The sequence below is a fragment of the Sphingobium sp. CFD-2 genome (assembly GCF_024611135.1).
GTDB lineage: Bacteria > Pseudomonadota > Alphaproteobacteria > Sphingomonadales > Sphingomonadaceae > Sphingobium > Sphingobium fuliginis.
The window spans coordinates 1,046,677-1,069,221 of the sequence record NZ_CP084405.1 but is presented as its reverse complement, the minus strand read 5'-3'; the positions used below and the strand labels follow the sequence as shown (position 1 = coordinate 1,069,221).

Below are 22,545 nucleotides of genomic sequence, written 5' to 3'. Positions count from 1 at the left end.
GTTTCATGCGCTTCCTTCTGCCCCTGCTGCTGTTGCTCGCCGCCTGCGCGCCTTCGGGTGAGGCGAGGCGCGATGGGAGCGATTGGCCGGGCTATGGCGGGATCGATGAGAACCACTATAGTCCGCTTGCCGAGATCAACGACGGCAATGTCGGCAAGCTGAAGCTCGCCTGGCATCATGACATTAGCGGCGGCGGGTCGAGCCTTTCCGCGCCCATCGCGGTGGACGGCATTCTCTATTACGCCTCTGGCTATAGCGTCATCCATGCGCTGGATGCCTCGACCGGGCGGGAATTATGGACCTACGACCCGCAAAGCTGGAAGGTCGCCGGGCAGAAGATGCGCGCCGCATGGGGCATTCGCGGCATCGCCTATGATAATGGCATGGTCTTCACCGGGACCATCGACGGGCGGCTGATCGCGATCAACGCCCGCTCCGGCCATCCCGTCTGGACCGCGCAGACCATCGGCAAGGATGACGAGCGTTACGTCACCGGCGCGCCCTGGGTGTTCAAGGGCAAGGTCATCATCGGCCATGGCGGCGCGGATTTCGCGCCGATCCGGGGCTATGTGACCGCTTACGATCAGAAGACGGGGAAGCAGCTCTGGCGCTTCCATACCGTGCCGGGCGATCCGAAGCTGGGGTTCGAGAACAGGGCGATGGCGATGGCCGCCAGGACATGGACCGGCCAGTGGTGGAAATATGGCGGCGGCGGCACGGCATGGAACGCCATGGCCTATGACCCCAAATATAACCGCATCTATATCGGGGTCGGCAATGGTTCTCCGTGGAACCAGAAGATCCGGTCGCCGGGTGGCGGGGATAATCTCTTCCTCTGCTCCATCGTCGCGCTGGACGCGGATACCGGCGAAGATGTCTGGCACTATCAGACCAATCCCGGCGAGACATGGGACTTCAACAGCGCGATGGACATCGAGCTGGCCCGGCTCAGGATCGGCGGGAAAGAGCGCGACGTGCTGATGCACGCGCCGAAGAACGGCTTCTTCTATGTGATCGACCGGGAGACGGGGAAGCTGATCTCCGCCCGCAATATCGTGCCGGTCAATTGGGCGAGCGGCATCGACGTCAAGAGCGGGCGGCCGATCGAGAACCCGGCGGCGCGCTATCCGGGCGGCAAGGCGGCTGTCGTCTACCCCTCCCCCTTCGGCGCGCATAATATCGAGGCGATGTCGTTCAATCCGGGGACGGGGCTGGTCTACATCCCGACCATGGATCAGGGGCGGGTCTATATCGATCCGGCCGAGCCGTTGCAGGGCTGGAAGCATCTGGACGGCCAGCGGATCAGTGTCGGCACGGGCGCGCCGCCTGCAGGCGTGGCGCCGGACCGGCCCGCGACCAGCTTCCTGCTGGCCTGGAATCCGGGAACGCAGAGCGAGGCATGGCGCGTGCCCATGCCCGGCATCAGAGGCGGCGGCGGCACGGCGACCACGGCGGGCAATCTGCTGTTCCAGGGCAATGCGGCGGGCAGGTTCGTCGCCTATGCGGCGAACAGCGGCAGGCCGCTCTGGTCCTTCGACGCGCAGACGGCGGTGATGGCGCAGCCGATCACCTACAGGGCGCGTGGGCGGCAATATGTGACGGTGATCGCGGGTTCCCGCTTCCCCAGCGCCACCGGCATGGGGCGGGAATGGAATTATCGCACGCAGCAATGGCGCGTCCTCACCTTCTCGCTCGATGGCAAGGCCAGCCTGCCGCTCGTCCAGCCCGTGGAAACCCCGGTGATCGACATGCCCGATTTCGCCGTCGATCCCGCCAAGGCCGTCATCGGCGCGGGCGTGTTCGGTCAGCGTTGTTCCATCTGTCATGGCGCCAATGCCGTGTCGGGCGGCGCAGCGCCTGACCTGCTCCAGTCGGGCGTACCTATCGACAAGGCCAGTTTCGAGGAGGTGCTGCACAAGGGCATTTTGCGCGAGCGGGGCATGCCGCGCTTCGAAGAACTGACCGACGCAGAGATCGAAGGTCTTCAACATTATTTCCGCCAACGCGCTCGTGAAGTGCTGGCTGCGCAAGCCGCAGGCAAGCCGGGCGCCCAGACACATAGAGGCTTGAATGAAGGTCAATGACGTCGTCACCTATGAGGTGGACGGTCCCATCGCGGTCATCACGGTCAATTCGCCGCCGGTGAACGCGCTCTCCAACGCCGTGCGGCAGGGCGTCGCGGGCGCGGTGCAGACGGCCATCGGGGATAGCGGCGTGGGCGCCATGGTGCTGATCTGCGAGGGGCGCACCTTCTTCGCCGGGGCGGACATCACCGAATTCGGCAAGCCGCAGGTCGAACCCTCGCTGCGCAACCTGCAACTGATCGTGGAGAATGCGACCAAACCGGTGATCGCCGCGATCCATGGCACGGCGCTGGGCGGCGGGCTGGAACTGGCGCTGGTGGCGCATTATCGCATCGCCGTGCCTTCTGCCAAATGCGGGTTGCCGGAGGTCAATCTGGGCCTGCTGCCCGGTGCTGGCGGCACGCAGCGTCTGCCGCGCATTGTCGGGGTGGAAAAGGCGCTGGACCTCATCACGTCCGGCGCTCCCGTCGGTGCAAAGGCCGCGAAGGAGATGGGGCTGGTCGATGAACTGGCGGCGGAGGGCAGTCTGCGCGCCGACGCCATTAGTTTCGCCCAGCGCATTCTGGACGAGGGGCGCCCGCTGCTCAAGGTTCGGGACCGTAGCGAGAAACTGGACGAAGCGCGCGGCAAGCCGGAAATCTTCGCGGACTTCCGCAAGGCCAATGCGAAGAAATTCCGGGGCTTCAAGGCGCCGGAACATATCATCCGCTGCATCGAGGCCGCGCTGGAGAAGCCCTTTGATCAAGGCATGGCCTATGAGCGCGAACTGTTCAATGAGCTCCAGGCCGACAGCCAGTCCGCCGCCCAGCGCCATGTCTTCTTCGCGGAGCGGCAGGCAGCCAAGATCGTGGGGCTTGCCGCCGACACGCCGACCCTGCCCATCGCCAAGGTGGGGGTGATCGGCGCGGGCACCATGGGCGGCGGCATTGCGATGAACTTCGCCAATGTGGGCATCCCCGTGACCATCGTCGAGGCGAAGCAGGAGGCGCTCGACCGCGGCCTCAAAATCATTCGCGGCAATTATGAAAACACCGCGAAGAAGGGCAAGATGAAGCCCGAGGATGTCGACACCCGCATGGGCCTGCTGACCGGATCGGTGGCGATGGAGGATCTGGCCGACTGCGACCTCATCATCGAGGCGGTGTTCGAGAATCTGGAGGTCAAGCGCGAGGTGTTCGCCAAGCTCGACAGGATTGCCAGGCCCGGCGCGATTCTGGCCACCAACACCAGTTATCTCGACATTGACGACATCGCCGCCGCCACCTCCCGGCCGGAGAGCGTGGTCGGGCTGCACTTCTTCTCGCCCGCCAATGTGATGAAGCTGCTGGAAGTGGTGCGGACCAAGGACACCAGGCCCGAGATCATCGTGACCGCGATGAAGCTCGCCAAGACCATTGGCAAGATCGGCGTGCTGGTGGGCAATGGTTTCGGCTTTGTCGGGAACCGCATCCTTGCGGCGCGGAATGCACAGGCGGACCGACTGGTGCTGGAGGGCGCGACGCCCTGGGCGGTGGACAAGGTGCTGTATGACTTCGGCTTTGCCATGGGGCATTTCCAGATGCGCGATCTGGTGGGGCTGGATGTCGGCTGGAACCGGGAGGCGACCAGCTCCGCCAATGTGCGGGAAATCCTCAACGAGATGGGCCGTCATGGGCAGAAGACGAAGGGCGGCTATTATGACTATGACGAGAACCGCAAGCAGACGCCCTCCACCGTCGCCATGCAGGTCATCGAGGATTTCGCCGCGAAACAGGGCATTGCCCGGCGCGACGTGAGCGACGAGGAAATCCATGACCGCATCCTGTTCGCCATGGTGAATGAGGGGGCGCGGATTCTGGACGAAGGCATCGCATCGCGAGCGTCGGACATCGATATTGTCTGGATCACGGGTTATGGCTGGCCGAAATATCGTGGCGGGCCGATGTTCTGGGCTGATTTGCAGGGTCTGCCGGTCGTTCTCGAAAAGCTGAAGGCGCTGGAGGCCGCGCATGGCGAGGCGTTCAGCCCCTCCCCGCTGATCGAGCGGCTGGTGGCTGAGGGCAAGGGGTTCAAGGACGCATGACACTTCAGAAGGGCCTTGGAGGCAACCGCATCGCCATCACCGGGGTCGGTGAAACCCCCTTCCTGCGCAAGGGCGAGGAGGGCGTCATGAAGATGATGACCCGCGCCAGTCTGGCGGCGATTGCCGATGCGGGCCTGACGCCGAAGGACATAGACGGCTATATCTCCAACAAATATGCGGGGCATGGGTCGGACGAGATCGCCTTTGCCATCGGCGCGGGCGAGAAGCGTTTCTGCGCCACCACCGACAGCGTGGGCGGCACGGCGACGTCGGGGCAGGCGCTGCAACTGGCGCAGATGGCGATCGAGGCGGGTCTGGCCCGGCATGTGCTGGTGCCCTATGCGATCCAGTCGACCAAGCCGGGCGGCGTCTATGGCTTCCATGCGCGCGAACCGCAAAAGGCGGGGATCGAAATGCCGGTCGGCTTCTTCGGCCAGCCCACTTATTTCGCGACCATGGCTAACCGCTATGCCCATGACTATGGCATGACGGAGGAGGAGCAGGCATCCATCCCCATGACCTATCGCGCCTGGGCGGTGCTGACGCCGAGCGCGCAGCGGCGTGACCCGATGGATTTGGAAGCCTATCGCCAGTCGCCCATGATCTCCACGCCTTTGCGGGCGGCGGATTGCTGCCTCACCACCGATGGCGGCGGCGCCTATGTGGTGAGCGCCGTCGAGGAAGCGCGGGACATGCCGCATCCGGTTGTGAGCGTGCAGGGGCTTGGCCTGGGCTTCAACAACTGGCCGCAGGGGGTGCTGTTCACCCAGACGCCCTGCACCTATGACTTCCCCGGCGAGGTTTCCGCGAAGCTCGCTTATGCCATGGCGGGTTGTGATCCCAAGGACTTGGACCTCGCGCAGATTTATGACGGCTTCACCATCTCCGCGCTGGTGCAGACCGAGATGCTGGGCTTGTGCGAGCGGGGCGAAGGGCCACGCTTCTATGCGGCGGGGCATGGGATGCCGGGCGGGCGGATGCCGATCAACACCAGCGGCGGGCATATGTCGGGCGGCTATGTGCCGGGCATGAACCTGCTGATCGAGGCCGTTCGGCAGTTGCGCGGGCAAGAGGGCGAACGGCAGGTGCCGGACGCGAAGCTCTGTGCAGTTGCTGGGCTGGGCGGCAACAATCATTCCACCACCATATTGGCGCGGAGCTGATCCATGGGCATTCCGATACATCCTCCCAAGATCGAAGACCCGCTGTTCCAGGGCTATTATGACGGGCTGGAAGCGGGCGAACTGCGCATAACCACCGATGCCGAAACGGGGGAATGGATATGGTATCCGCCCGAGGTCATCCCCGGAAAGCCCGACGCCGTGCTGGAATGGCGTCCGGTTTCGCCGGAGGGCAGCGCCTATAGCTTCACCACCGTGATACGCAGCCTGCTGCCGGGCGATCATAAGGCGGAGGTGCCGTTCACCGTCGTTCTGTTCGAGCCGGACGATGCGCCGGGCGTGCGCGTGCCGGGGCTGCTGGTTGGCGCTGAGGGCGTGGAACCGCGCTGCGGGATGCGGTTGCGGTTCCAGCCCGTGCAGGCGGGGGATCACAAGATCGCCGGCTTTGCGCCTGTGGGGGTGATGAAGGAATGACGAAACGATTCTCCGACCTCTCCCCCGTTCGCCCTGAGTTTGTCGAAGGGCTTCACTTCTCTTCACGAAACAAAGGGGCTTCGACAGGCTCAGCCCGAACGGGGAGAGGTGGTGATAAATTATCCAAACTCTCTCTGACACGGCGGGAAATTCTATTGGGCGGAGCAAGCATCACTCTCGCCAGTTGCGCGCCATCGACTGGGATAGGACGCGCCACACCGCCAAAGCCCTTCACCCTCACCGATTTCACCCTCGTCCGAGATGGCCTCGATGCTCCCGAAGGCATAGCGAGCAGCCCCGATGGCCGCCTGTTCATCTCCAATGGCGGTGGCGCCATCGGCGTGCTGGAGCGGGATGGCGCATTGCGGCAGATCGGTCAGGCTCTCGCGCCCAATGGCGTGGCGGTCGACCGGGAGGGCTGCGTCATCGTCGCCAATATGGGCCTGCTCAACAAGGGGCCGGGGCCATTGCAGCGGATCGATGTCGCGACGGGAACGGTCGAGACGCTGGTGTCGGAACTGGAGGGGCGGCAGTTGGTCGCCTCCAACGGTCCGGCGACGGCGCGCAATGGCGACATTTACTGCACGCACAGCAGTTGGGGGCCTATCGGGAATATCGGCACGACCACGCCTGCCGGCTTCATCTACAGGGTCGCGCCGGATGGCAGGGCTTCCATCGTCGCGCGCGGTCTGCGCGGCGTGAACGGCCTCTGCCTGGATCGGGAGGAACGCCATGTCTATGCCTCGCTGACGGCCGAAGGGCGTATCCGGCGCTGGCGGAGGCGGGCGGATGGCTCGCTTGCCGATCCACAGGACTATGGGCCGCAACTGAGCGTGGTGATCCCCGATCATCAGGCGAAGGACATTCGCGCTATGGCGGCGGCTGAGCGCGCGGATCTGGGTTATTGCGACGGCATCGCTTTCGATGCGGCGGGCAATCTTTGGGTGACGCTGCCCTTCGCCAATCGGATCGTTGCGATCACGCCGGATGGACGGAAGGTGGATATTGTCCATGATCCCGAAGGCAGGATGCTCTCCAGCCCGACCAATCTTTGCTGGGGCGGGGCGGATTTGCGCGACCTTTACGTCGTCTCGCGGGCAAGCGGCGTGGTGGTGAAGGCGCGGACGGATATTGCGGGCCTGCCGTTGGCGAACTGGCCTGCGGGTTAAAGCGACATACTTCCGCAAAGGCAGGAGCACGTCGCTCTGTCGGGAAGCTCAGCTCGCCAGCTCGATCACGATCTTGCCCTGCACCTTCCGGTCCATCATCCAGCGGATCGCCTCGCGGCTTTCCTCGAAGGAGAAGCGCTTGCTGACTTCGGGGCGCAGGCCGCCCTCCTCATACCAGCGATAGAGCTGCGCCATATTTTCCGCATGGATGTCCGGTTCGACACGGCTGTGCACGCCCCAGGTCACGCCGATGATGGCCGCCGTCTTCACCAGCGGCAGGTTGAGCGGGATTGCCGGGATCGTCCCCGCCGCGAAGCCCACGACCAGATAGCGCCCGTCCCAGCCCATGGTGCGAAAGGCCGGTTCGGACAGCGCGCCGCCGACCGGATCGAAGATCACATCGACGCCGCGTTCGCCCGCCAGGGCCTTCACCGCCTGCTTGAGATCGTTCTGGGCATAGTTGACCGTCTCGTCAGCGCCATGGGCGCGGGCAAGGGCCAGTTTCTCCTCTGTCGAGGCAGCGGCGATCACATGCGCGCCCATCCGCTTGCCGACCTCGACCGCCGCGAGGCCGACGCCGCCCGCAGCGCCCAGCACCAGCAGCGTCTCGCCCCGCTGTAACCGGCCGCGCTGGCGCAAGCCATGGAGCGCCGTCGCATAGACCATGGTGAAGCCCGCCGCCACGTCGAACCCCATCCCCTCCGGGATCACGGCGGTACGGAACGCAGGCGCTATCGCAAATTCCGCGAAGGCGCCTTCGAAGGGGATGGTCGCCACCCTGTCACCGACGCGAACGCCCGTGACGCCTTCACCCAATGCATCGATGATGCCCGCCGCCTCGCTGCCCGGAATGAAGGGCAAGGGCGGCTGCCTCTGGTACAGGTTCTGGATCATCAGCGCGTCGGGGAAATTGACGCTGGCGGCCTTCACCCGGAAGCGGACTTCGCCCGCCTTCGGTTCCGGAACGGGTACATCGGCGAAATGCAGTTCTTCCGGCGGCCCATGATGTTCGCACAGCAGCGCCCGCATCGGTCAGCTCCCCAGGAACTGCTGGCGCATCTTGTAATAATCGTCGCTCGGATATTTCTCGCTATGCTGCCCCGCCGGCCATTGCGCATAGGGGATTTCCGACGGGAAAGCGGGTGACGTATAGTCCGACAGGCCGCGGCGGCGGATGATCTTCCACACGCCGTTGCGCCGTTCCAGATCGTCGAGATAGCGGCCCTGGAAGAAGACGTCCTCCTCCCCCGTGCCATCCTTCCGGTCGCGGCGATGCTGCGCGAAATAATAGCATTCGGAGAAGGCCTTATCCCCCTTCACCTCGACCGAGACGTTCGAGATATGGTGGCAGGCATATTTGAGTCCCGAGATGATCTTGAAGGCGAAGCCCACGAAATCGGAGGATTTGCCTTCGAACTTCCCATGTTTATGCGTCGATTCCGGCCAGAAGAGCGAACGCAGCAAAGCCTCGTCCGCCCGGTCGTTGGATCGGGCATAGGCATGGAGCAATTCGGTGATCGCCTGCCTGGATTCGATCACATCCAGACGCTCGGCCATGCTCATCGGCTTGCCTTTCCCTTTTACGGGCGCGGCCGAAGCCTGACCCACCGCAGCCAGTCCGAAAGGAACGGCCAGCATGGCGGCCAGCGTGCCGCGACGGTTCTGTCCTTCCATGCTCATTCTCCCGGAATTTCCAGCAGGCCCGGCTCGGCCTTGAGCCGGGGCAGCACTTCCTTCTCGAACAGGCGCAGGCTGCGCCAGGAGACTTCGGGGTCCAGGCCGCCCAGCAGCGCGTGGAACGTGACCGCCGTGCCGCGTCCCAGATCCTTGAGATAAGCGAAACATTCGTCCGGCGTCAGCAGCTTGATATTGGGCATGGCCTTCAGCCCTTCGATCGTCTCGGCCGCGCTGTAGCGGGTCTGGCCGGTGCCGCGTTCCTGCGCCCATTGCGCATAGGTGTTGGTCGCATAGGCGACATGTGGCGCCACCAGCGGCCAGTCGCGATCCGGATCGTCCGAGACGTAGAGGAAGCTGGCGGCGGGCTTGCGCAGCTCCTCCGGCGGTCCGAAGCCGGCCTTCGCCCGCTCCTCCTTGTAGAGCGTGAAGAGGTCCGGATGGCCGGGGAAATATTGATAGCCGCCCTTGGCTGCGCGGATCGCGGACTTGTCGGTCGAGCCGCCCATGTAGATTTTCGGGCCGCCCGGCGTGGCGGGCGCGGGCGTCACGCGGACGGTGCGGCCGCGAAATTCGAAGGGCTCACCGGTCCAAGCGTTCTTCAGCGTCGCCATCGCCTCATTCATGATGGCGAGCCGCTTGCCGATGTCGCGGTCGAACATCTCGAACTCATGCGGGCGATAGCCCATGCCTGCCGTCAGCCAGATGCGGCCCGGCGCGATATTGTCGAGCACAGCGAGGTCTTCGGCCAGGCGCAGCGGATCGTGCATCGTCACCACAAGAGCGGAAAGATGGGCGACGATATTCTGTGTAGCGCCAAGGATCGAAGCGGCCTGGATCATGGAGGACGGGCAATAGCCGCCCTCCGCGCCATGATGTTCGGCCAGGAAGACCTGGGTGAAGCCAAGCCCGTCGGCCCATTGCGCCTGCTCGATCGCGGTGCGGTAGAGCAGCGGATGCGGCGCGCCGAAATCCGGGCGGTTCATGTCGTAGCGAAGGTTGAGTTGCACCTTGGCGATTCCTCTCTTTATCGTGTCAGGCGGCGGAGACGCGGGATTGGATGCGGCCCTTCACATCCGCGGCCTGCATCGCCTTGCCGCTGTCGATCAGCGCGTCGATCTCGGCATCCGAATAGCCGATCTCGCCCAATATCTGCCGCGTATGTTCGCCAAGGCGCGGGGCGGAGCCTTTGGCGCTGCCGGGCGTGCGGCTGAAATGCATGAAACTGCCGAACTGGCGGACATGGCCATACATGGAGTCGAAATTCTCGATCACGCGGTTGCTGGCCGTCGCCCAGTCCTGCCAGAGCGCTTCGCGGACCCAGCTTGTTTCGCGGGCGATCTCGCTCGGCGCGCCGGCCGCTTCCAGCAGGGCGTGGGCGTCGGCGCTGCTCTTGTCCGCGAAGAACGGCTTCAGCGCGTCCAGCAGCGCAGCGTCGTTGGCGGAACGGACTCGCGCCGTGGCGAAGCGGGGATCGCTCAGCCAATCCTCATGCCCCACGGCCTTGGCGAGCGCGGCGAAACGTTCGTCCGAACGGCAGGAGATGCAGAGCCAGCCGTCAGCGGTCCGGTAAATCCGGTCGAGCGCGTTGAAGCCCGCTTGTTCCTTGTCCAGCCGGAAGCCGTAGACGACCTTCCTGTCGGCATCGAGGAAATGTTCGGACGTGGTCCACAGGCTGGAATGAAGCTGCGGGATTTCCATATAATCGCCCCGGCCGGTGACGGCGCGATGTTCAAGGCCCATCAAGATGCCCGCCGCGCCGAGGAAGCCGTTATTATAATCCTCATTGCCGAACACGGCGCGGGTCGGCGGATTGCCTTCGCCGCCGCCTTCATAGAGCAGGCCGGTCCAGCCCGACACCAAGGGCGCGAAGCTCTTGAGCAGCGACTTCGGCCCCCGGGAGCCGTAGCCGGGCAGATAGACGTAGAGCAGGCGCGGGTTGAGCTTCGACAGCGCCTCATAGCCGATGCCGAGCTTGTCCGCCTTGCCGGGGCGAAGGTTGTGCGTGACGACATCGGCCGTCGCCACCAGCTTGAGCGCCGCTTCGAGCGCTTCGGGATGCTTGAGGTTGAGCACGATGTCGCGCTTGCCGCGCTGGGCGGCGTCGAAACAGTCGGGCAGCGGGCGCATCTGGTCGCCGCCGGGGGTCTCCACCTTGATGACGTCGGCGCCAAGGTCGGACAACAGGCGGCCGCCATAGCCGACAGCGAAGAAGGAGGAGAAGTCAACCACCTTGATGCCTTCCAGCGGCCGGTCGAGCGGCTTGCCGTCGGCAGCGAGCGCGGTGCGGCGGCGGGCGATGAGGTCCGCCAGCGCTTCATTGTCCGCGCCCACTTCCGGCGCGGGACGGGGCGCGGCGGCGGGGGCATTGGCCATGCGCACGGCGGGCGCGGCCTGGTAGATGGTGCCGAAATCCTTGTCCGCCATCGATATGCGCTGGCCGACAAACTCCACCTGTTCGTCGAGCAGCACTTCGGCGGGCTCCAGCACCGGCAGCGCCGCCACGTCCGCCGCCTGGAACATGGCGATCCATTCGGCGCGCGGCCGGGTCTTGAAGGCGTCAAAAATCTCGACGCGGGCGATATGATATTCCTCATCGGTCAGCGGCACCGACATTTCCGGCGCGGTCACGGTCTGGATACGGTCGCCAAAGCCCAGCACGTCCATCGCCGCCTTGAAGCCGCCCTGCCCGCCGGTATGCATCTGGAGATAAAGGCCGTCCGCGCATTCGAACATGCCCGTCACCAGCCGGGTCTTGCCGAAACGGTCCACCGCGCCGGAATCGCCCGCCTTGATGTAGCTGATCCCCTCTTCCTGCCACCAGTTGTTCATCGGTGACTGGGCCAGCATGGCGTCGAGCAGCGACGCCTCCACCTGCTGCCCCTTGCCGATATGGCGGCGAGCGCGGATGGCCGACAGCGCGCCGATCACGCCGAGGAAGGCCTGCCCATAATGCAGCGCCGGATGGCCGAGATAGACCGGGCCGGGGCGGAAGCTGCTGGAGCGGTCGATCATCGTCCCGAGCAGCGCGGCAGCGAGGGATTCGCCATGGGGCCGATCGGCAAAGGGCGTGTCCGAACCATAAGCGGTGAGCGCGCAGACCACCAGTTCGGGGAAATCGCGTCCCAGGCTTTCACTGTCGAGGCCGAGGGCGGCCGCATCCTTCTCTTCCAGCGCGTGGATGAAGATGTCCGCGCCTTGCAGCAGGCCGCGCAGCGCCTGGAGGCCGCCGGCATCCCGCACGTCCAGTTCGACGCTGCGCTTCGACCGGTCCCAGGCCTTGCGGCTGAAGTCATGGGCAAAGAAGGCGCCGCCTTTCGGCTCCACCTTCAAAACGTCGGCGCCATGGTCCGCCAGCAGCATGGCGGCGATGGCGACAGGCATTTGGTCCGCCAGTTCAATGACGGTCAGATGATCCAGGGGACCGGGCATCTCATCACTCCTATGGCGGGCGCGGCCCGCTGCCTTTTTTGCGGAATTATCTTTATGGCTTCACATTGTCCGACGTATCGAAAAATGATCTTTGATGCAGAAAACACCAGTTCGGCCCCAAGCGCAAGTAATTTTGCACCATGGGTTCAAATTCATTCCGCCGCCCTGTCCTTCGCCATGCGCGACGGGTCGTAGCGGGGCCGGTCCATCTGGAAACTGTCGCCATTGCGGACATACCAGCCGCTGCCATGGGTCCGGCCGATCAGCTTCATCGCGGGCGTGTCGAAATAGACCCGTTCCCGGTCGGTGATGAACTCGTCGCGGATATGGGCCATCAGGATTTCGCCGATGACCACCGTCTGCATCGCGCCGATGTCCATCGCGGCGACCTTGCGGCATTCGAAGCTGACCGGGCTGGTGGCGATGCGCGGCGGCGCGACCAGATCCGACGGCGCGGTCTGGATGCCGGCATAGTCGATCTCGCTGACGTCGGCGGGCGCGTCGACGCTGCAGAGGTTCATCCTTTCGGCGTCCGCCTCGCAGACGAGGTTCACGACGAACTCGCCCGTCGCGATGATGTTCGACGCGGTGTTCTTCAGCCCCCGCGACACCGGTTCCTTCAGCAGCCCCAGCGCAACCAGCGGCGGCTCGGTGCCGACGCAGTTGAAGAAGCTGTAGGGCGCGGCGTTGACGATGCCTTCGGCGGATTGGCTGGTGATCCAGGCGATCGGGCGCGGCGTGATGGTCGAATTGACGATCTTGTACCGCGTGACCATCGGAAGGGCGCGCATGTCGAACTGCATGGGTCGGACCCTCCGTTATTCCGCGGCCCTGGCGGCGGCTTTCGCGGCGGCGCGCGCCTTGAAGCGTTCGCGGGCGCGGGGCACTTCCTCGCCCGCCTGGCAGATGTGGCAATAGGCCAGTTCCAGCGCGTGGGCCGTCGCCAGATCGCCGCTTTCCGCCTGCTGGAGCAGCCGCTTGGTCAGTTCGACGGCATGGCGATTGCCGTCACCGATGGTCCGGCCGAGCGCCAGAGCCTCCTCCACCGCGCTGCCCGGCTTCACCACGCGGCTGACGAGGCCGAGCGACAGCGCCTCCGCCGCATCCAACGTCCGCCCCGAAAAGACGATCTCCGCCGCCCGGGCCCGGCCCAGTTGCCTGGTCAGGAACCAGGCCGCGCCGCCGTCGGGAACGAGGCCGAATTCCAGAAAGGGCGCGCCGAAACGGGCATTGTCCGCCGCGAAGATCATGTCGCAGGCCATGGCGAGGCTCCACGACACGCCGAACGCGCCGCCCTCCACAGCCGCGACCGTTGGAATGGGCAGCGCCCGCACGCGGCCGATGATCCGCTGTCCCATTTCCAGCCGCGCCGCCAGCGCCAGCGCGCCTTCGCCCCTTGCGGGCGGCAGCTTCACGTCGCCGCCATTGCTGAAATAATCCTCCGCCCCGCTGATGATGAGCAAACGCGCGGGCGTCGCATTCTCAAGCGCGTCGAGCGCGGCGGAAAATTGCTCCCACATGGCGAAGGACACGGTGTTCTTCGCGCGGGGTCGGTTGAGGACGATATGCGCGATCCCCTGATCCTCAGACAAGAACAGCAATTCGGGGGTTTCGCTTACCGCGTTCATCTCTCTCGCTCTCCATTCCCGCCCTTTCGCCAGGGGCAGGAACTGACTAGCCGACAGTGCGCGACTCTTCAAGTAAATTTGCATCCATGTGCAAATTCATGCCGCCACCTTGGGACGCTGGGGCATCGGCAGGGCATCCATGCCGCGGTCGGATATGTCCTTGATCAGCGCCTCCACATCCTTCCGGGCCGCGCCCTTCAGCGCGCCCAGCAAGGATGTCAGATAGCTTCCGACCAGCCGCACGATGATCTGGTCGTCGGGAATCCGCCCCTGCGCCCAGTCGTTGATCGTCGCATATTCGAATCGCACCAGATCCTCGACCAGCTTGTCGACCTCCACCCAGGGCTGGAGTTGCTTCTTCGCCTCCAGCACCTCGATCCACTGGCGGTTATGGTGGACCGCGGGCGAATGCATCGCCGCCCAGATGTCATGGTCGACATCGGAACTGAAATAGAGCGCCATGATCGCCTTGATATAATTGCGGATCTTCCGGTTCCGCTGCACGACGGAGATCATGCGCTCCAGATTGTGCTGCATCGTGCCGGGTTCGCTGGAATAGGCGATGCGGCTCACATATTCGTCGAAATATTCCTGAATCGCCGACGCGATCATCCGTTCGCGAGTCTGGAAGGCGTTGTAGAGGGTTCGCTTGGCAACGCCGGCGCGCTGGCCGATCTCATTCATGCTGAGCGCGGCAATGCCCTGTTCAGCGATAACCTTCCGGGTTTCCTCCAAAATCCGGCGGCGGCGCTCGATAATCGCCGGACTGGAATAGGTCTGCGGCCGCTCTCCGCCTTCCTTCAATTCTTCGTTCGCTTTACTCGCCAAGATCGCTCGCCTTCATTGCCCGACACTCATCCCAAGTGCCGGGATCATAGCGGGATTGGATGATGGTGCAAATTCATCGTCTTCATGACGCATGAACCCCGCCCCGCCCGAAGGCGAAGCGGGGCTGCCATGCGCCCGTAAAGCGGGTGGACCTGCATCCGCGTCACTTGCCCTTGGGCGCGGTTTCGCGCGCGCGCTGACGGATATAGTGTCGTAGCCCCTCCAGTTCCGCGTCGCTCAACTGCGCGAAGGACCCCATGCCCCGCGACATCAGGGCGCCGTCATGCACCACCGACCTGAAGGTTTCAGCGTCCAGCGGCACGCCCGACTTGCGCAGGTCCGGCGCCGCGCCGCCCGCGACCATGCCCGAACCATGGCAGATGATGCAGCTGCTGTTGTAGATGCCCGCCCCCACTTTCGCCTTGTCGGCGTCCACCACGAAGGCCGGATCGTCCTGGATCGGTTCGTCCACGGGATCGACCCTGGGCAGCTTCCGGGCCCCGCCGATGGTGAAGGTCAGCAATCGCCGCTGCTGCTGGCGATAATCCCAATTGGGCGAATTGGCGAAGCTGCTGCGGAAGCCGGTGATGACGCTGACATATTGCCGGCCGCCGACCGAATAGCTGATCGGCGCGGAAAGTATGCCGTTCTGCGCCGGCCAGGACCAGAGCTTGCGCCCCGTCGTCGCGGAAAAGGCGTTGAACATGCCGTCATTGGTGCCCTGGAACACCAGATTGCCCGCCGTAGCCAGCGTACCGCCGTTGAACACGCCCGGCTGGGGCACGGACCAGGCGATCCTGTTGTTGGCGACGTCATAGGCGACCAGCTTGCTCGTCGCGGCGGGCGGGACGAGGTTGGCGGGCGGAGCCCCCAGGCCGGTATTCACCATCATGCCGGGCTTGTAGGTCCAGCCCTTCACATTGGCCGGATCGACGAAGACCCGGCCGCCCTCCATCACCGGGATATAGCTGTAGCCGGTCTTCGGGCTGAACGACATGGCCTGTATGCCGTGCGCGCCATTGGGGAAGGGGTACATCATGAACGGCTTACCGTCGGGATATTGCGCCTCCGGGTTGATCTCCGGCCGACCCGTCACGGGATCGATGCGCTTGGCCCAATTCTGCCTGGCGAACTCGCCCGCCTGGATGAACTTGCCGGTTTCGCGGTCGATGGCATAGAAGAAGCCGTTCTTCGGCGCGTGCAGCAGCACGGACCGCATCCGGCCGCCGATCATGACATCGGCCAGTTCGATGTCCATGGCGTCGTTCCAGTCATGGCTGTTTTCAGGATTGACCTGATAGTGCCAGACATATTCGCCGGTCTTCACGTCCAGCGCGACGATGGAGGAGAGGTAGAGATTGTCGCCGCCGCCGGGGCTGCGGATCTTGATGTTCCACGGAAAGCCGTTGCCGGTGCCGATATAGATGCGGTCATATTTCGCGTCATAGGCCATGGCGTGCCAGACGGAGCCGCCCCCGCCCCATTTCCACCATTGCCCGCTCCAGGTCTTGGCGGCTGCCTCCATCGCCTTGTTCTCGAAACCCTTGGCCGGATCGCCGGGCACGACATACCAGCGCCAGGCTTTCTTGCCGGTCTTGATGTCATAGGCGGTGACATAGCCACGCGTCGGACTGTAGTCCGCGCCCCCGAAGCCGATCACCACCTTGTCGCCGGCGACCCATGGCGGGCCGGTGATATAGCCGCCCTCCGCCTCGTCCAGCGTCTTGACCGACCAGCGCGGCTTGCCCGTCCCGGCGTCTATCGCGATCAGGCGGCCTTCGCGGGTGGCGGTGAAGATCGTGCCGTCCTTATAGGCGATGCCCCGCGTGCCCCATCCCGCGCGCATCCGCCATTTGGCTTCCGGCTGACTGGCGACGTCGGGATCATATTGCCATAGCAGCTTGCCGGTTCGCGCATCGACCGCGTGAACGACGCTGAGTCCTACCGCGAAATAGATGACGCCATTGACGGCCAGAGGCTGGGTATAGCTGTCGAAACTGTCGACATCATAGGACCAGGCAAGGCCGAGCTTTCCGACATTCTGCTCCCGGATCTGCGCGAGCGGGCTGTAATGCTGTTCCTTGTCGTCGCCGCCGAAGCTGGACCAGTTGGCCCCGGCCGGAGACGCGCTCTCCGCCGAGCGGGAAACCACCCCCGTGGAGAACGCGAGCAGCGCGGCGCCCGCCGCCATGACCGTAAAACCTGCCTTCCTCATCGATCTCCCATCCTCCGTCCGGGCGCCCAAATGCCGCCTTTTATTGCACCATCGTGCAATATTGTGCCGTTGTCAACGCGACTCAGCGATTGACAGGACGGAATTTCCCCATTTAATATTGCACCAAAGATCATATTTAGGAGAAGGACGTGCGCCGCAGCGCCCCGTCATGACCGTCCGGATCGCAAGCCAGGGCCGCGTCGGCATCGTGACGCTCGATCAGCCCGGACGGGCGAACGCCTTTACCATGGCCATGCGGGAGGAAATCTGGCGCGCCTTCGATGATCTGGCGGAGGATGAGGATGTTCGCGCCGTCATCCTGACGGGCGCGAACGGGCAATATTGCTCCGGCGCGGATACCGGGGACATGGGCCATCAGGGCACGGCCGCATTCCTGCGCCGGATGCGCTGGCTGCACCGGATGGTGAAGGCGGTCGCCGGCATCCGCAAACCGGTGATCGCGGCGGTGGACGGCGCCTGCGTAGGCGCCGGCTGGAGCTTGGCGCTGGCCTGCGACATCGTCATCGCCACGCCGCAAGCGCGCTTCTGCCAGAGCTTTGCGCGGATCGGATATGTGCCGGACGCAGGCGCCGTGTGGCAGCTCAGCCGGTTGGTCGGGCCGATGCGCGCCAAGGAAATCGTCTATTCCGCCCGCATGGTCGACGCGCAGGAGGCCTTGCGGCTGGGGCTGGTGCTGGAACTGGTGGAAAGCGAAGCGCTGATCGCGCGTGCGCTGGAACTGGCGGCATCCCTGGCCGAGGGCCCCACGCTGGCGATCGGCATGGCGAAGCGGCAGTTCGAGGCCGCGCCGGGCCTGTCGCTGGATCAGTATCTGGAACTGGAATTCGCCATGCAGCCGCTGATGGCGACGACGCAGGACCATCGGGAAGGCTTGGCGGCTGCGCGGGAGAAACGGTCGCCGCATTTCGGGGGCTCATGAAACCGATGCCGCAAACCGCCTCCCCGCAACGGCCGCTTCCCCTTCCCGATCCGCTTTCGGAACCCTTCTGGGCTGCGGCGCGGCGGCACGAGCTGCATATGCAGAAATGCGACGCCTGCGGCCGGATGGCCTATCCGCCGGAGGTCGCCTGCCGGAACTGCGGCGGCGCCGGTTTGGGCTTCACGCCGCTATCGGGACGCGCGACGCTGCATAGCTGGACCGTGCTGCACGACCCGCCCTCGCCCGGCTTTCGCGACCGGCTGCCCGTCATCCTGGCGGTGGTCGAACTGGAGGAGCAGGCGCGCCTGTTGATGAGCGGCAACCTTGTGGACATCGCCGCCGATGCGCTGCGCATCGGCCTCCCCCTCGAAGCGCGGTTCGAGGACGTGACCGAGGACTGCACGCTGGTGCAGTTCGGCCCGGCGCGCTGACCATGTGGGACCATCGGGACGAGGTGGCCGTCGCCGGGCTGGGCTATAGCAGGCTGGAACGCCGGTCGGACCGGAGCCTGGCCGCGCTGACGCTGGAGGCGTGCGACGCCGCGCTGGCCGATGCCGGATTGCGGCGCGGCGATCTGGACGGCATCGCCACATCCCCCGCCATGCCGCGCTATGGCGGGCGCAAGGGCGTGGACGAAGGGATCGACGTCGTGACGCCCTGGTATCTGGCGGGATTGCTGGGGGTCGCTCCGGCCATCCGGTGGATCGGCTCCACCAACGGCATGGTGACGCAGAGCGTCATCGACGGCGCGCTCGCCATATCAGGCGGGCTTTGCGACCATGTGCTGGTCTATCGCGCGCTGCATGTGCCCGACGGGCGCTATGTGAATTTCGAATCGGCCCATGCGGTGGGAGGCGACCAGTATCTGGCGCCCTATGGCTTCAGCATGCCGCCGGCCTGGGCCGCCGTGGCGCTGCGCCGCTATTTTGCGCTTCATGGTTATGACCGGGCGGATTTCGCGCCTTATATCGCCCGGAACCGCGCCAATGCGCAACGCAACCCCAATGCCTATTGGCGAGGCAAGACGATCACGGTGGAGGATTATCTCGCCGCCCGGATGATCGCCGATCCCATATCCATCCTCGATTGCGACATTCCGGTCGATGGCTGCTGCGCGATGATCCTGACCTCCACCCAACGGGCGCGGCATTTGCGCCGGCCGCCTGCCTTGCTCACCGGCTTCGCGGCCTCCGCCCATCAGGGCGCGGGAGGCATGCCGATGAACCTTGAGGATATGTGGGACGGCGCGAAGGATGTGGCGCGCCGGCTGTGGGAGGCGACCGGGCTGTCCCCGGCGGATGTGGACAATGCGCAGCTTTATGACGGTTTCAGCGTGCTGGTGCTGACCTGGCTGGAGGGCATGGGTTTCTGCCGCGACGGCGAAGGACTGGCCTTCCTGCGCGAGGGGCATGGCGATCCGGACGGACGCCTGCCGATCAATACCGGCGGCGGAGCCCTGGGCGAAGGGCGGCTGCACGGCATGACCCAGCTTGCCGAGGCGGTCGCGCAGGTCACGGACCGTGCGGGCGAGCGGCAGGTGCCGGGGGCCTCGCGGGCGTTGGCGACGATCTCCAACGGCCTCGCCAAATCGACCGCCTTCCTATTCAGCCGGGATGGGTAGGACCGTTCGGGCGGGAATGTGCACCGCGCCGAAGTCATGCGGCCGGTCGTCGCCATTGATGAAGACGGTGAAGCCCGATCGCCGGAAGCGCATGGCCAGGCAGCGGCGATCCGGGTCTTCCCATTGCACGACGGTCATCGGCTGGCCCCGCTCGTCGAGCCACTCGACATCCGTTTCCGAGAGCCAGCCCGCGTCGCTGAAGTCCGGCGTCGACGCCCGCATGTCGGCAAGCGCGAACGCATGCGCCTCTATGTCCCGGTCGCGGCCCTGCCAGTCGACCCAGCCGATTGCATTATCCTGCGCATAGGCGTTGTTGTTGCCCTGCTGCGTCCGGCCGAACTCGTCGCCTGCGGTAAGCATGATCCCGCCGCGCGAACAGAACAGCGTGCCGAGCAGCGCCTTGATGTCGCGCCGCCGCGCTGCCCGAATGGCCTGATCGGCGGTCGCGCCCTCGATGCCGTTGTTCCAGCTGAAATTTTCGCCATGGCCGTCGCGGTTCTGCTCGCCATTGGCTTCGTTGTGGCGATGGTCATAGGCGGTCACATCCGCCAGCGTGAAGCCGTCATGGGCGGCCAGAAAATTGACGGTGCGCGTTGCCGGATCGGCATGGAAAATGTCGGACGATCCCGCGATGCGGGTCGCAAGCGCGCCGGTCATGCCGCGATCCCCGCGCCAGAAGCGGCGCATGTCGTCGCGATAGCGGTCGTTCCATTCCAGCCAGCGCGCCCCGAAACGGCCGAGCTGATAACCGCCGGGGCCGATGTCCCACGGTTCCGCGATCAGGATGCGGTCGGACAGCAGCGGATCGTCGCGCATGGCCCTCAGCAATGGCGCCTCGCTGTCGAAACCCGTCGGCAGGCGCCCCAGCGCGGGAGCGAGGTCGAAGCGGAAGCCGTCGACTCCCGCTAAGCCGACGAAATGGCGCAGCGATGCCAGGATCAGCCGCTGCGCGACGGGATGGTTGCAGTCGATGCTGTTGCCCGTGCCCGTATCGTTGATCAGGCGGCCATCGGGTTCATGCCGGAAATAGCTGCGCGCATCCAGGCCGCGGAGCGACAGGGTCGGGCCCTCGCGGTCGCTTTCCCCGTCATGATTATAGACCATGTCGAGAATCACGCCGATTCCGGCCGCATGCAGCGCATCCACCGCGCCACGCAGTTCCGCCATGCCGCCCGGCGCCAGCCGGGGATCGAGCGCGAAATAGCTGACCGGATTATAACCCCAGGCATTGCGCAGTCCCAGCGGCGCCAGATGCCGTTCGTCGATCCAGGCGTTGATCGGCATCAGTTCGATGGCGGAGACGTGCAGGCGGCGCAGATGCTCGATCACGGCGGGGTGCCCAAGGGCCGCGATGGTGCCGCGCTGCGCCTCCGGAATGTCGGGATGCAGCATGGTGAAGCCGCGGACCTGAACCTCATAGATCAGCCCGCCGGACCGGAAGATCGGCGGTTCCGGGGGCGCCAAGGGAAACGGCGCGGACACCACCCCCTTGGGCATCAAGCCTGCCGTGTCGCTGCCTTTGCCGCGCGGTGCGGCCAGCATCGGATCATAGGCGAACGGCCGGTCGATGGCCGGCGCATAGGGATCGAGCAGCAGCTTGTCCGGATCGAACCACAGCCCCGCATCCGGATCATGGGGACCGTCGGCGCGCAGGCCATAGCGGGCACCCTCCCCCACGCCGGGCGCATCGACGGACCAGATGTCCTCGCCCTCCCTTGCCATGGGCAGGCGCGTTTCGCGATCCCGGGCATCGAACAGGCACAGCCAGAGCCGGTCCGCATCGGGCGCATGGACCCGGAAACGGGTTCCGCGGCCGTGCATGCCCGGACCCAGCGGCTGCGGGCTCATACGGTGGTCCGGACCAGTGCGCGGAACAGTTCCGCATAGCGCGCCGCGCTGTGGGTCCAGGAGAAATCGGCGCGCATGCCGGCGCGCTGCATCGCCTGCCATGTCGGCCGATGCGCGTGAAGCCGGATGGTGCGCGCAATCGCTCCATGCAGGGCAAGCGGATCGGACGGCGGGAAGACGATGCCGGTCGCCACGCCCGCGCCGATGGCGGCCTCATTGGCGTCGATCACCGTGTCCGCCAGCCCGCCGACCCGCGCCACCACCGGCACGCAGCCATAGCGAAGGCCGTAAAGCTGAGTCAGGCCGCAGGGTTCGAAGCGGGAAGGGATCAATATGGCGTCGGCGCCCGCCTGCATCAGGTGCGACAGCGGCTCGTCATAGCCGATCCGAGCGCCCACCCGCCCGCGATGCCGGTCCGCCGCCGCCAGGAACGCGCCCTCCAGCAGATGGTCGCCCGACCCCAGAAGGGCAAGCTTGCCGCCCAGCCCCACCAGATGGTCGATGGCGTCCATCACCATGTCCATGCCCTTCTGCCAGGTGAGGCGGCTGACGATGATGAAGATCGGCGCGTCGTCGCGGTCGAGGCCGAACTGCGTTTCGAGGACGCGGCGGCTGGCGCCGCGTCCGCCAAGCGCCCGCGCGCTGAAGGGTTTGGCGATCAGGGGATCGGCGGCGGGATCCCATATGGCGGTATCGACGCCGTTCAATATGCCGTGCAGCCTGTCGGACCGGCCGTTGATCAGGCCGTCCAGCCCCATGCCATGCATCGGGGAGCGGATTTCGTCGGCATAGGTGGGGCTGACCGTGGTGATGGCATCGGCCGAGACAAGCCCTGCCTTCAGATAACCCGTGCCGCCATAATATTCGACCCCGTCCACGCCCCAGGCTTCGGGCGGCAGGCCGAGCTGGGGAAAGACATCCGCGCCGAAACGTCCCTGGAAGGCAAGGTTGTGGATCGTCACCACCCTGGGCACGGCGTGAGCCGGCCCGAAGCGCATATAGGCGGCGGTCATTGCCGCCTGCCAGTCATGCGCATGGACCAGGTCGGGCCGCCAGCCCTTCACCCCTTCGGCCGCCATGTCCGCGCCGGCACGCGACAGGGCGGCGAAGCGTTTCCAGTTGTCGGGCCATTCGCCGCCGCCCGCATCGCCATAAGGGCCGCCTTCCCGCGCGAAGAAGTCCGGGGCATCCAGCACCAGCAGGTCGAGGTCGCCCAGCTTCGCCGCCAGCACCGCCGCCGGCGCGCCGAACAGCGCGTCATAACGGCGCAGCAGCTTCGCCTTGCCCAGGCGCGAAAGAACCGCCGGATAGCCCGGCACCAGCGTCCTGACCCCAATGCCATGCCCCGCCAGCGCGCCCGGCAAGGCGCCCGCCACATCGGCCAGCCCCCCGGTCTTCACTAGCGGATAGATTTCGGACGTGACCGAAAGCACCCGCATCGCCATTCCC

18 protein-coding genes are annotated in these 22,545 nt (G+C 65.4%); 8 read left to right on the top strand and 10 right to left on the bottom strand.

Features of this window, described 5'->3' with window-relative positions:
- Positions 1-5: 5 nt before the first annotated feature.
- The 5 genes from LDB29_RS04990 (at position 6) to LDB29_RS04970 (ending at position 6,910) form a co-directional block, all read left to right on the top strand.
- Positions 6-2,084, top strand: coding sequence for a PQQ-dependent dehydrogenase, methanol/ethanol family (locus LDB29_RS04990; RefSeq protein WP_099185799.1), 2,079 nt, complete (start codon positions 6-8; stop codon positions 2,082-2,084).
- Positions 2,071-4,146 carry a 3-hydroxyacyl-CoA dehydrogenase NAD-binding domain-containing protein gene (locus tag LDB29_RS04985; protein ID WP_099185800.1) on the top strand — a complete coding sequence of 692 codons (2,076 nt, stop codon included), beginning with the start codon at positions 2,071-2,073 and terminating at the stop codon, positions 4,144-4,146. Before LDB29_RS04990 ends, LDB29_RS04985 begins: the two co-directional genes overlap by 14 nt.
- Positions 4,143-5,309 carry a thiolase family protein gene (locus tag LDB29_RS04980; RefSeq protein WP_025548110.1) on the top strand — a complete coding sequence of 389 codons (1,167 nt, stop codon included), beginning with the start codon at positions 4,143-4,145 and terminating at the stop codon, positions 5,307-5,309. Before LDB29_RS04985 ends, LDB29_RS04980 begins: the two co-directional genes overlap by 4 nt.
- Before the next feature lie 3 nt (positions 5,310-5,312).
- Positions 5,313-5,741 carry a Zn-ribbon domain-containing OB-fold protein gene (locus LDB29_RS04975; protein ID WP_025548108.1) on the top strand — a complete coding sequence of 143 codons (429 nt, stop codon included), beginning with the start codon at positions 5,313-5,315 and terminating at the stop codon, positions 5,739-5,741.
- Between the two features lie 155 nt (positions 5,742-5,896).
- The gene (locus LDB29_RS04970; protein WP_257556349.1) at positions 5,897-6,910 is read left to right on the top strand and encodes an SMP-30/gluconolactonase/LRE family protein; all 1,014 of its coding nucleotides are present in this window, start codon (positions 5,897-5,899) and stop codon (positions 6,908-6,910) included.
- 48 nt (positions 6,911-6,958) lie between these two features.
- On the opposite strand, the gene LDB29_RS04965 is transcribed toward LDB29_RS04970, so the two are convergent.
- From LDB29_RS04965 to LDB29_RS04930, 8 genes are all read right to left on the bottom strand, one after another.
- Positions 6,959-7,939 (bottom strand): NADPH:quinone oxidoreductase family protein, encoded by a 981-nt coding sequence (locus LDB29_RS04965; protein ID WP_025548105.1) that lies wholly within the window; start codon positions 7,937-7,939, stop codon positions 6,959-6,961.
- 3 nt (positions 7,940-7,942) lie between these two features.
- Positions 7,943-8,584, bottom strand: coding sequence for a nuclear transport factor 2 family protein (locus LDB29_RS04960; protein ID WP_025548103.1), 642 nt, complete (start codon positions 8,582-8,584; stop codon positions 7,943-7,945).
- Between the two features lie 2 nt (positions 8,585-8,586).
- Positions 8,587-9,594: an LLM class flavin-dependent oxidoreductase gene (locus tag LDB29_RS04955; protein WP_025548101.1), complete on the bottom strand. Its 1,008-nt coding sequence runs from the start codon at positions 9,592-9,594 to the stop codon at positions 8,587-8,589.
- 25 nt (positions 9,595-9,619) lie between these two features.
- Positions 9,620-12,016: a CoA transferase gene (locus LDB29_RS04950; RefSeq protein WP_257556348.1), complete on the bottom strand. Its 2,397-nt coding sequence runs from the start codon at positions 12,014-12,016 to the stop codon at positions 9,620-9,622.
- Positions 12,017-12,168: 152 nt separating this feature from the next.
- Positions 12,169-12,819: a flavin reductase family protein gene (locus tag LDB29_RS04945; protein WP_257556347.1), complete on the bottom strand. Its 651-nt coding sequence runs from the start codon at positions 12,817-12,819 to the stop codon at positions 12,169-12,171.
- Positions 12,820-12,834: 15 nt separating this feature from the next.
- On the bottom strand, positions 12,835-13,644 hold the full coding sequence (locus tag LDB29_RS04940; protein ID WP_099185801.1) for an enoyl-CoA hydratase/isomerase family protein: 810 nt from the start codon (positions 13,642-13,644) through the stop codon (positions 12,835-12,837).
- A 96-nt stretch (positions 13,645-13,740) separates the two neighbouring features.
- The gene (locus tag LDB29_RS04935; protein ID WP_025548094.1) at positions 13,741-14,472 is read right to left on the bottom strand and encodes a TetR/AcrR family transcriptional regulator; all 732 of its coding nucleotides are present in this window, start codon (positions 14,470-14,472) and stop codon (positions 13,741-13,743) included.
- 163 nt (positions 14,473-14,635) lie between these two features.
- Complete coding sequence (locus LDB29_RS04930) at positions 14,636-16,687, bottom strand: PQQ-dependent dehydrogenase, methanol/ethanol family (RefSeq protein ID WP_373886313.1); 2,052 nt, start codon at positions 16,685-16,687, stop codon at positions 14,636-14,638.
- A gap of 169 nt (positions 16,688-16,856) precedes the next feature.
- Here LDB29_RS04930 and LDB29_RS04925 point away from each other — a divergent pair, with 169 nt between their 5' ends.
- From LDB29_RS04925 to LDB29_RS04915, 3 genes are read left to right on the top strand one after another with little or no spacing between them, the layout of a single operon-like run.
- On the top strand, positions 16,857-17,627 hold the full coding sequence (locus LDB29_RS04925) for an enoyl-CoA hydratase/isomerase family protein (protein ID WP_025548093.1): 771 nt from the start codon (positions 16,857-16,859) through the stop codon (positions 17,625-17,627).
- A gap of 5 nt (positions 17,628-17,632) precedes the next feature.
- Positions 17,633-18,058 carry a Zn-ribbon domain-containing OB-fold protein gene (locus LDB29_RS04920; protein ID WP_193666787.1) on the top strand — a complete coding sequence of 142 codons (426 nt, stop codon included), beginning with the start codon at positions 17,633-17,635 and terminating at the stop codon, positions 18,056-18,058.
- Positions 18,059-18,060: 2 nt separating this feature from the next.
- Positions 18,061-19,248, top strand: a complete 1,188-nt coding sequence (locus LDB29_RS04915) for a thiolase family protein (protein ID WP_193666786.1) — start codon at positions 18,061-18,063, stop codon at positions 19,246-19,248.
- Here LDB29_RS04915 and glgX read toward each other — a convergent pair.
- The gene (gene glgX / locus LDB29_RS04910; RefSeq protein ID WP_025548090.1) at positions 19,228-21,096 is read right to left on the bottom strand and encodes a glycogen debranching protein GlgX; all 1,869 of its coding nucleotides are present in this window, start codon (positions 21,094-21,096) and stop codon (positions 19,228-19,230) included. The genes LDB29_RS04915 and glgX overlap by 21 nt on opposite strands.
- On the bottom strand, positions 21,093-22,541 hold the full coding sequence (gene glgA / locus LDB29_RS04905; protein ID WP_025548088.1) for a glycogen synthase GlgA: 1,449 nt from the start codon (positions 22,539-22,541) through the stop codon (positions 21,093-21,095). Before glgA ends, glgX begins: the two co-directional genes overlap by 4 nt.
- Positions 22,542-22,545 lie beyond the last annotated feature (4 nt).

What these genes read in the sequence shown, in the direction of transcription:
- LDB29_RS04990 (WP_099185799.1), top strand. Translation starts at nt 6, where the DNA reads ATGCGCTTCCTTCTGCCCCTGCTGCTGTTGCTCGCCGCCTGCGCGCCT.
- LDB29_RS04985 (WP_099185800.1), top strand. Translation starts at nt 2,071, where the DNA reads ATGAAGGTCAATGACGTCGTCACCTATGAGGTGGACGGTCCCATCGCG.
- LDB29_RS04980 (WP_025548110.1), top strand. Translation starts at nt 4,143, where the DNA reads ATGACACTTCAGAAGGGCCTTGGAGGCAACCGCATCGCCATCACCGGG.
- LDB29_RS04975 (WP_025548108.1), top strand. Translation starts at nt 5,313, where the DNA reads ATGGGCATTCCGATACATCCTCCCAAGATCGAAGACCCGCTGTTCCAG.
- LDB29_RS04965 (WP_025548105.1), bottom strand. Translation starts at nt 7,939, where the DNA reads ATGCGGGCGCTGCTGTGCGAACATCATGGGCCGCCGGAAGAACTGCAT.
- LDB29_RS04960 (WP_025548103.1), bottom strand. Translation starts at nt 8,584, where the DNA reads ATGGAAGGACAGAACCGTCGCGGCACGCTGGCCGCCATGCTGGCCGTT.
- LDB29_RS04950 (WP_257556348.1), bottom strand. Translation starts at nt 12,016, where the DNA reads ATGCCCGGTCCCCTGGATCATCTGACCGTCATTGAACTGGCGGACCAA.
- LDB29_RS04945 (WP_257556347.1), bottom strand. Translation starts at nt 12,819, where the DNA reads ATGCAGTTCGACATGCGCGCCCTTCCGATGGTCACGCGGTACAAGATC.
- LDB29_RS04940 (WP_099185801.1), bottom strand. Translation starts at nt 13,644, where the DNA reads ATGAACGCGGTAAGCGAAACCCCCGAATTGCTGTTCTTGTCTGAGGAT.
- LDB29_RS04930 (WP_373886313.1), bottom strand. Translation starts at nt 16,687, where the DNA reads ATGAGGAAGGCAGGTTTTACGGTCATGGCGGCGGGCGCCGCGCTGCTC.
- LDB29_RS04925 (WP_025548093.1), top strand. Translation starts at nt 16,857, where the DNA reads ATGACCGTCCGGATCGCAAGCCAGGGCCGCGTCGGCATCGTGACGCTC.
- LDB29_RS04920 (WP_193666787.1), top strand. Translation starts at nt 17,633, where the DNA reads ATGCCGCAAACCGCCTCCCCGCAACGGCCGCTTCCCCTTCCCGATCCG.
- LDB29_RS04915 (WP_193666786.1), top strand. Translation starts at nt 18,061, where the DNA reads ATGTGGGACCATCGGGACGAGGTGGCCGTCGCCGGGCTGGGCTATAGC.
- glgX (WP_025548090.1), bottom strand. Translation starts at nt 21,096, where the DNA reads ATGAGCCCGCAGCCGCTGGGTCCGGGCATGCACGGCCGCGGAACCCGT.
- glgA (WP_025548088.1), bottom strand. Translation starts at nt 22,541, where the DNA reads ATGGCGATGCGGGTGCTTTCGGTCACGTCCGAAATCTATCCGCTAGTG.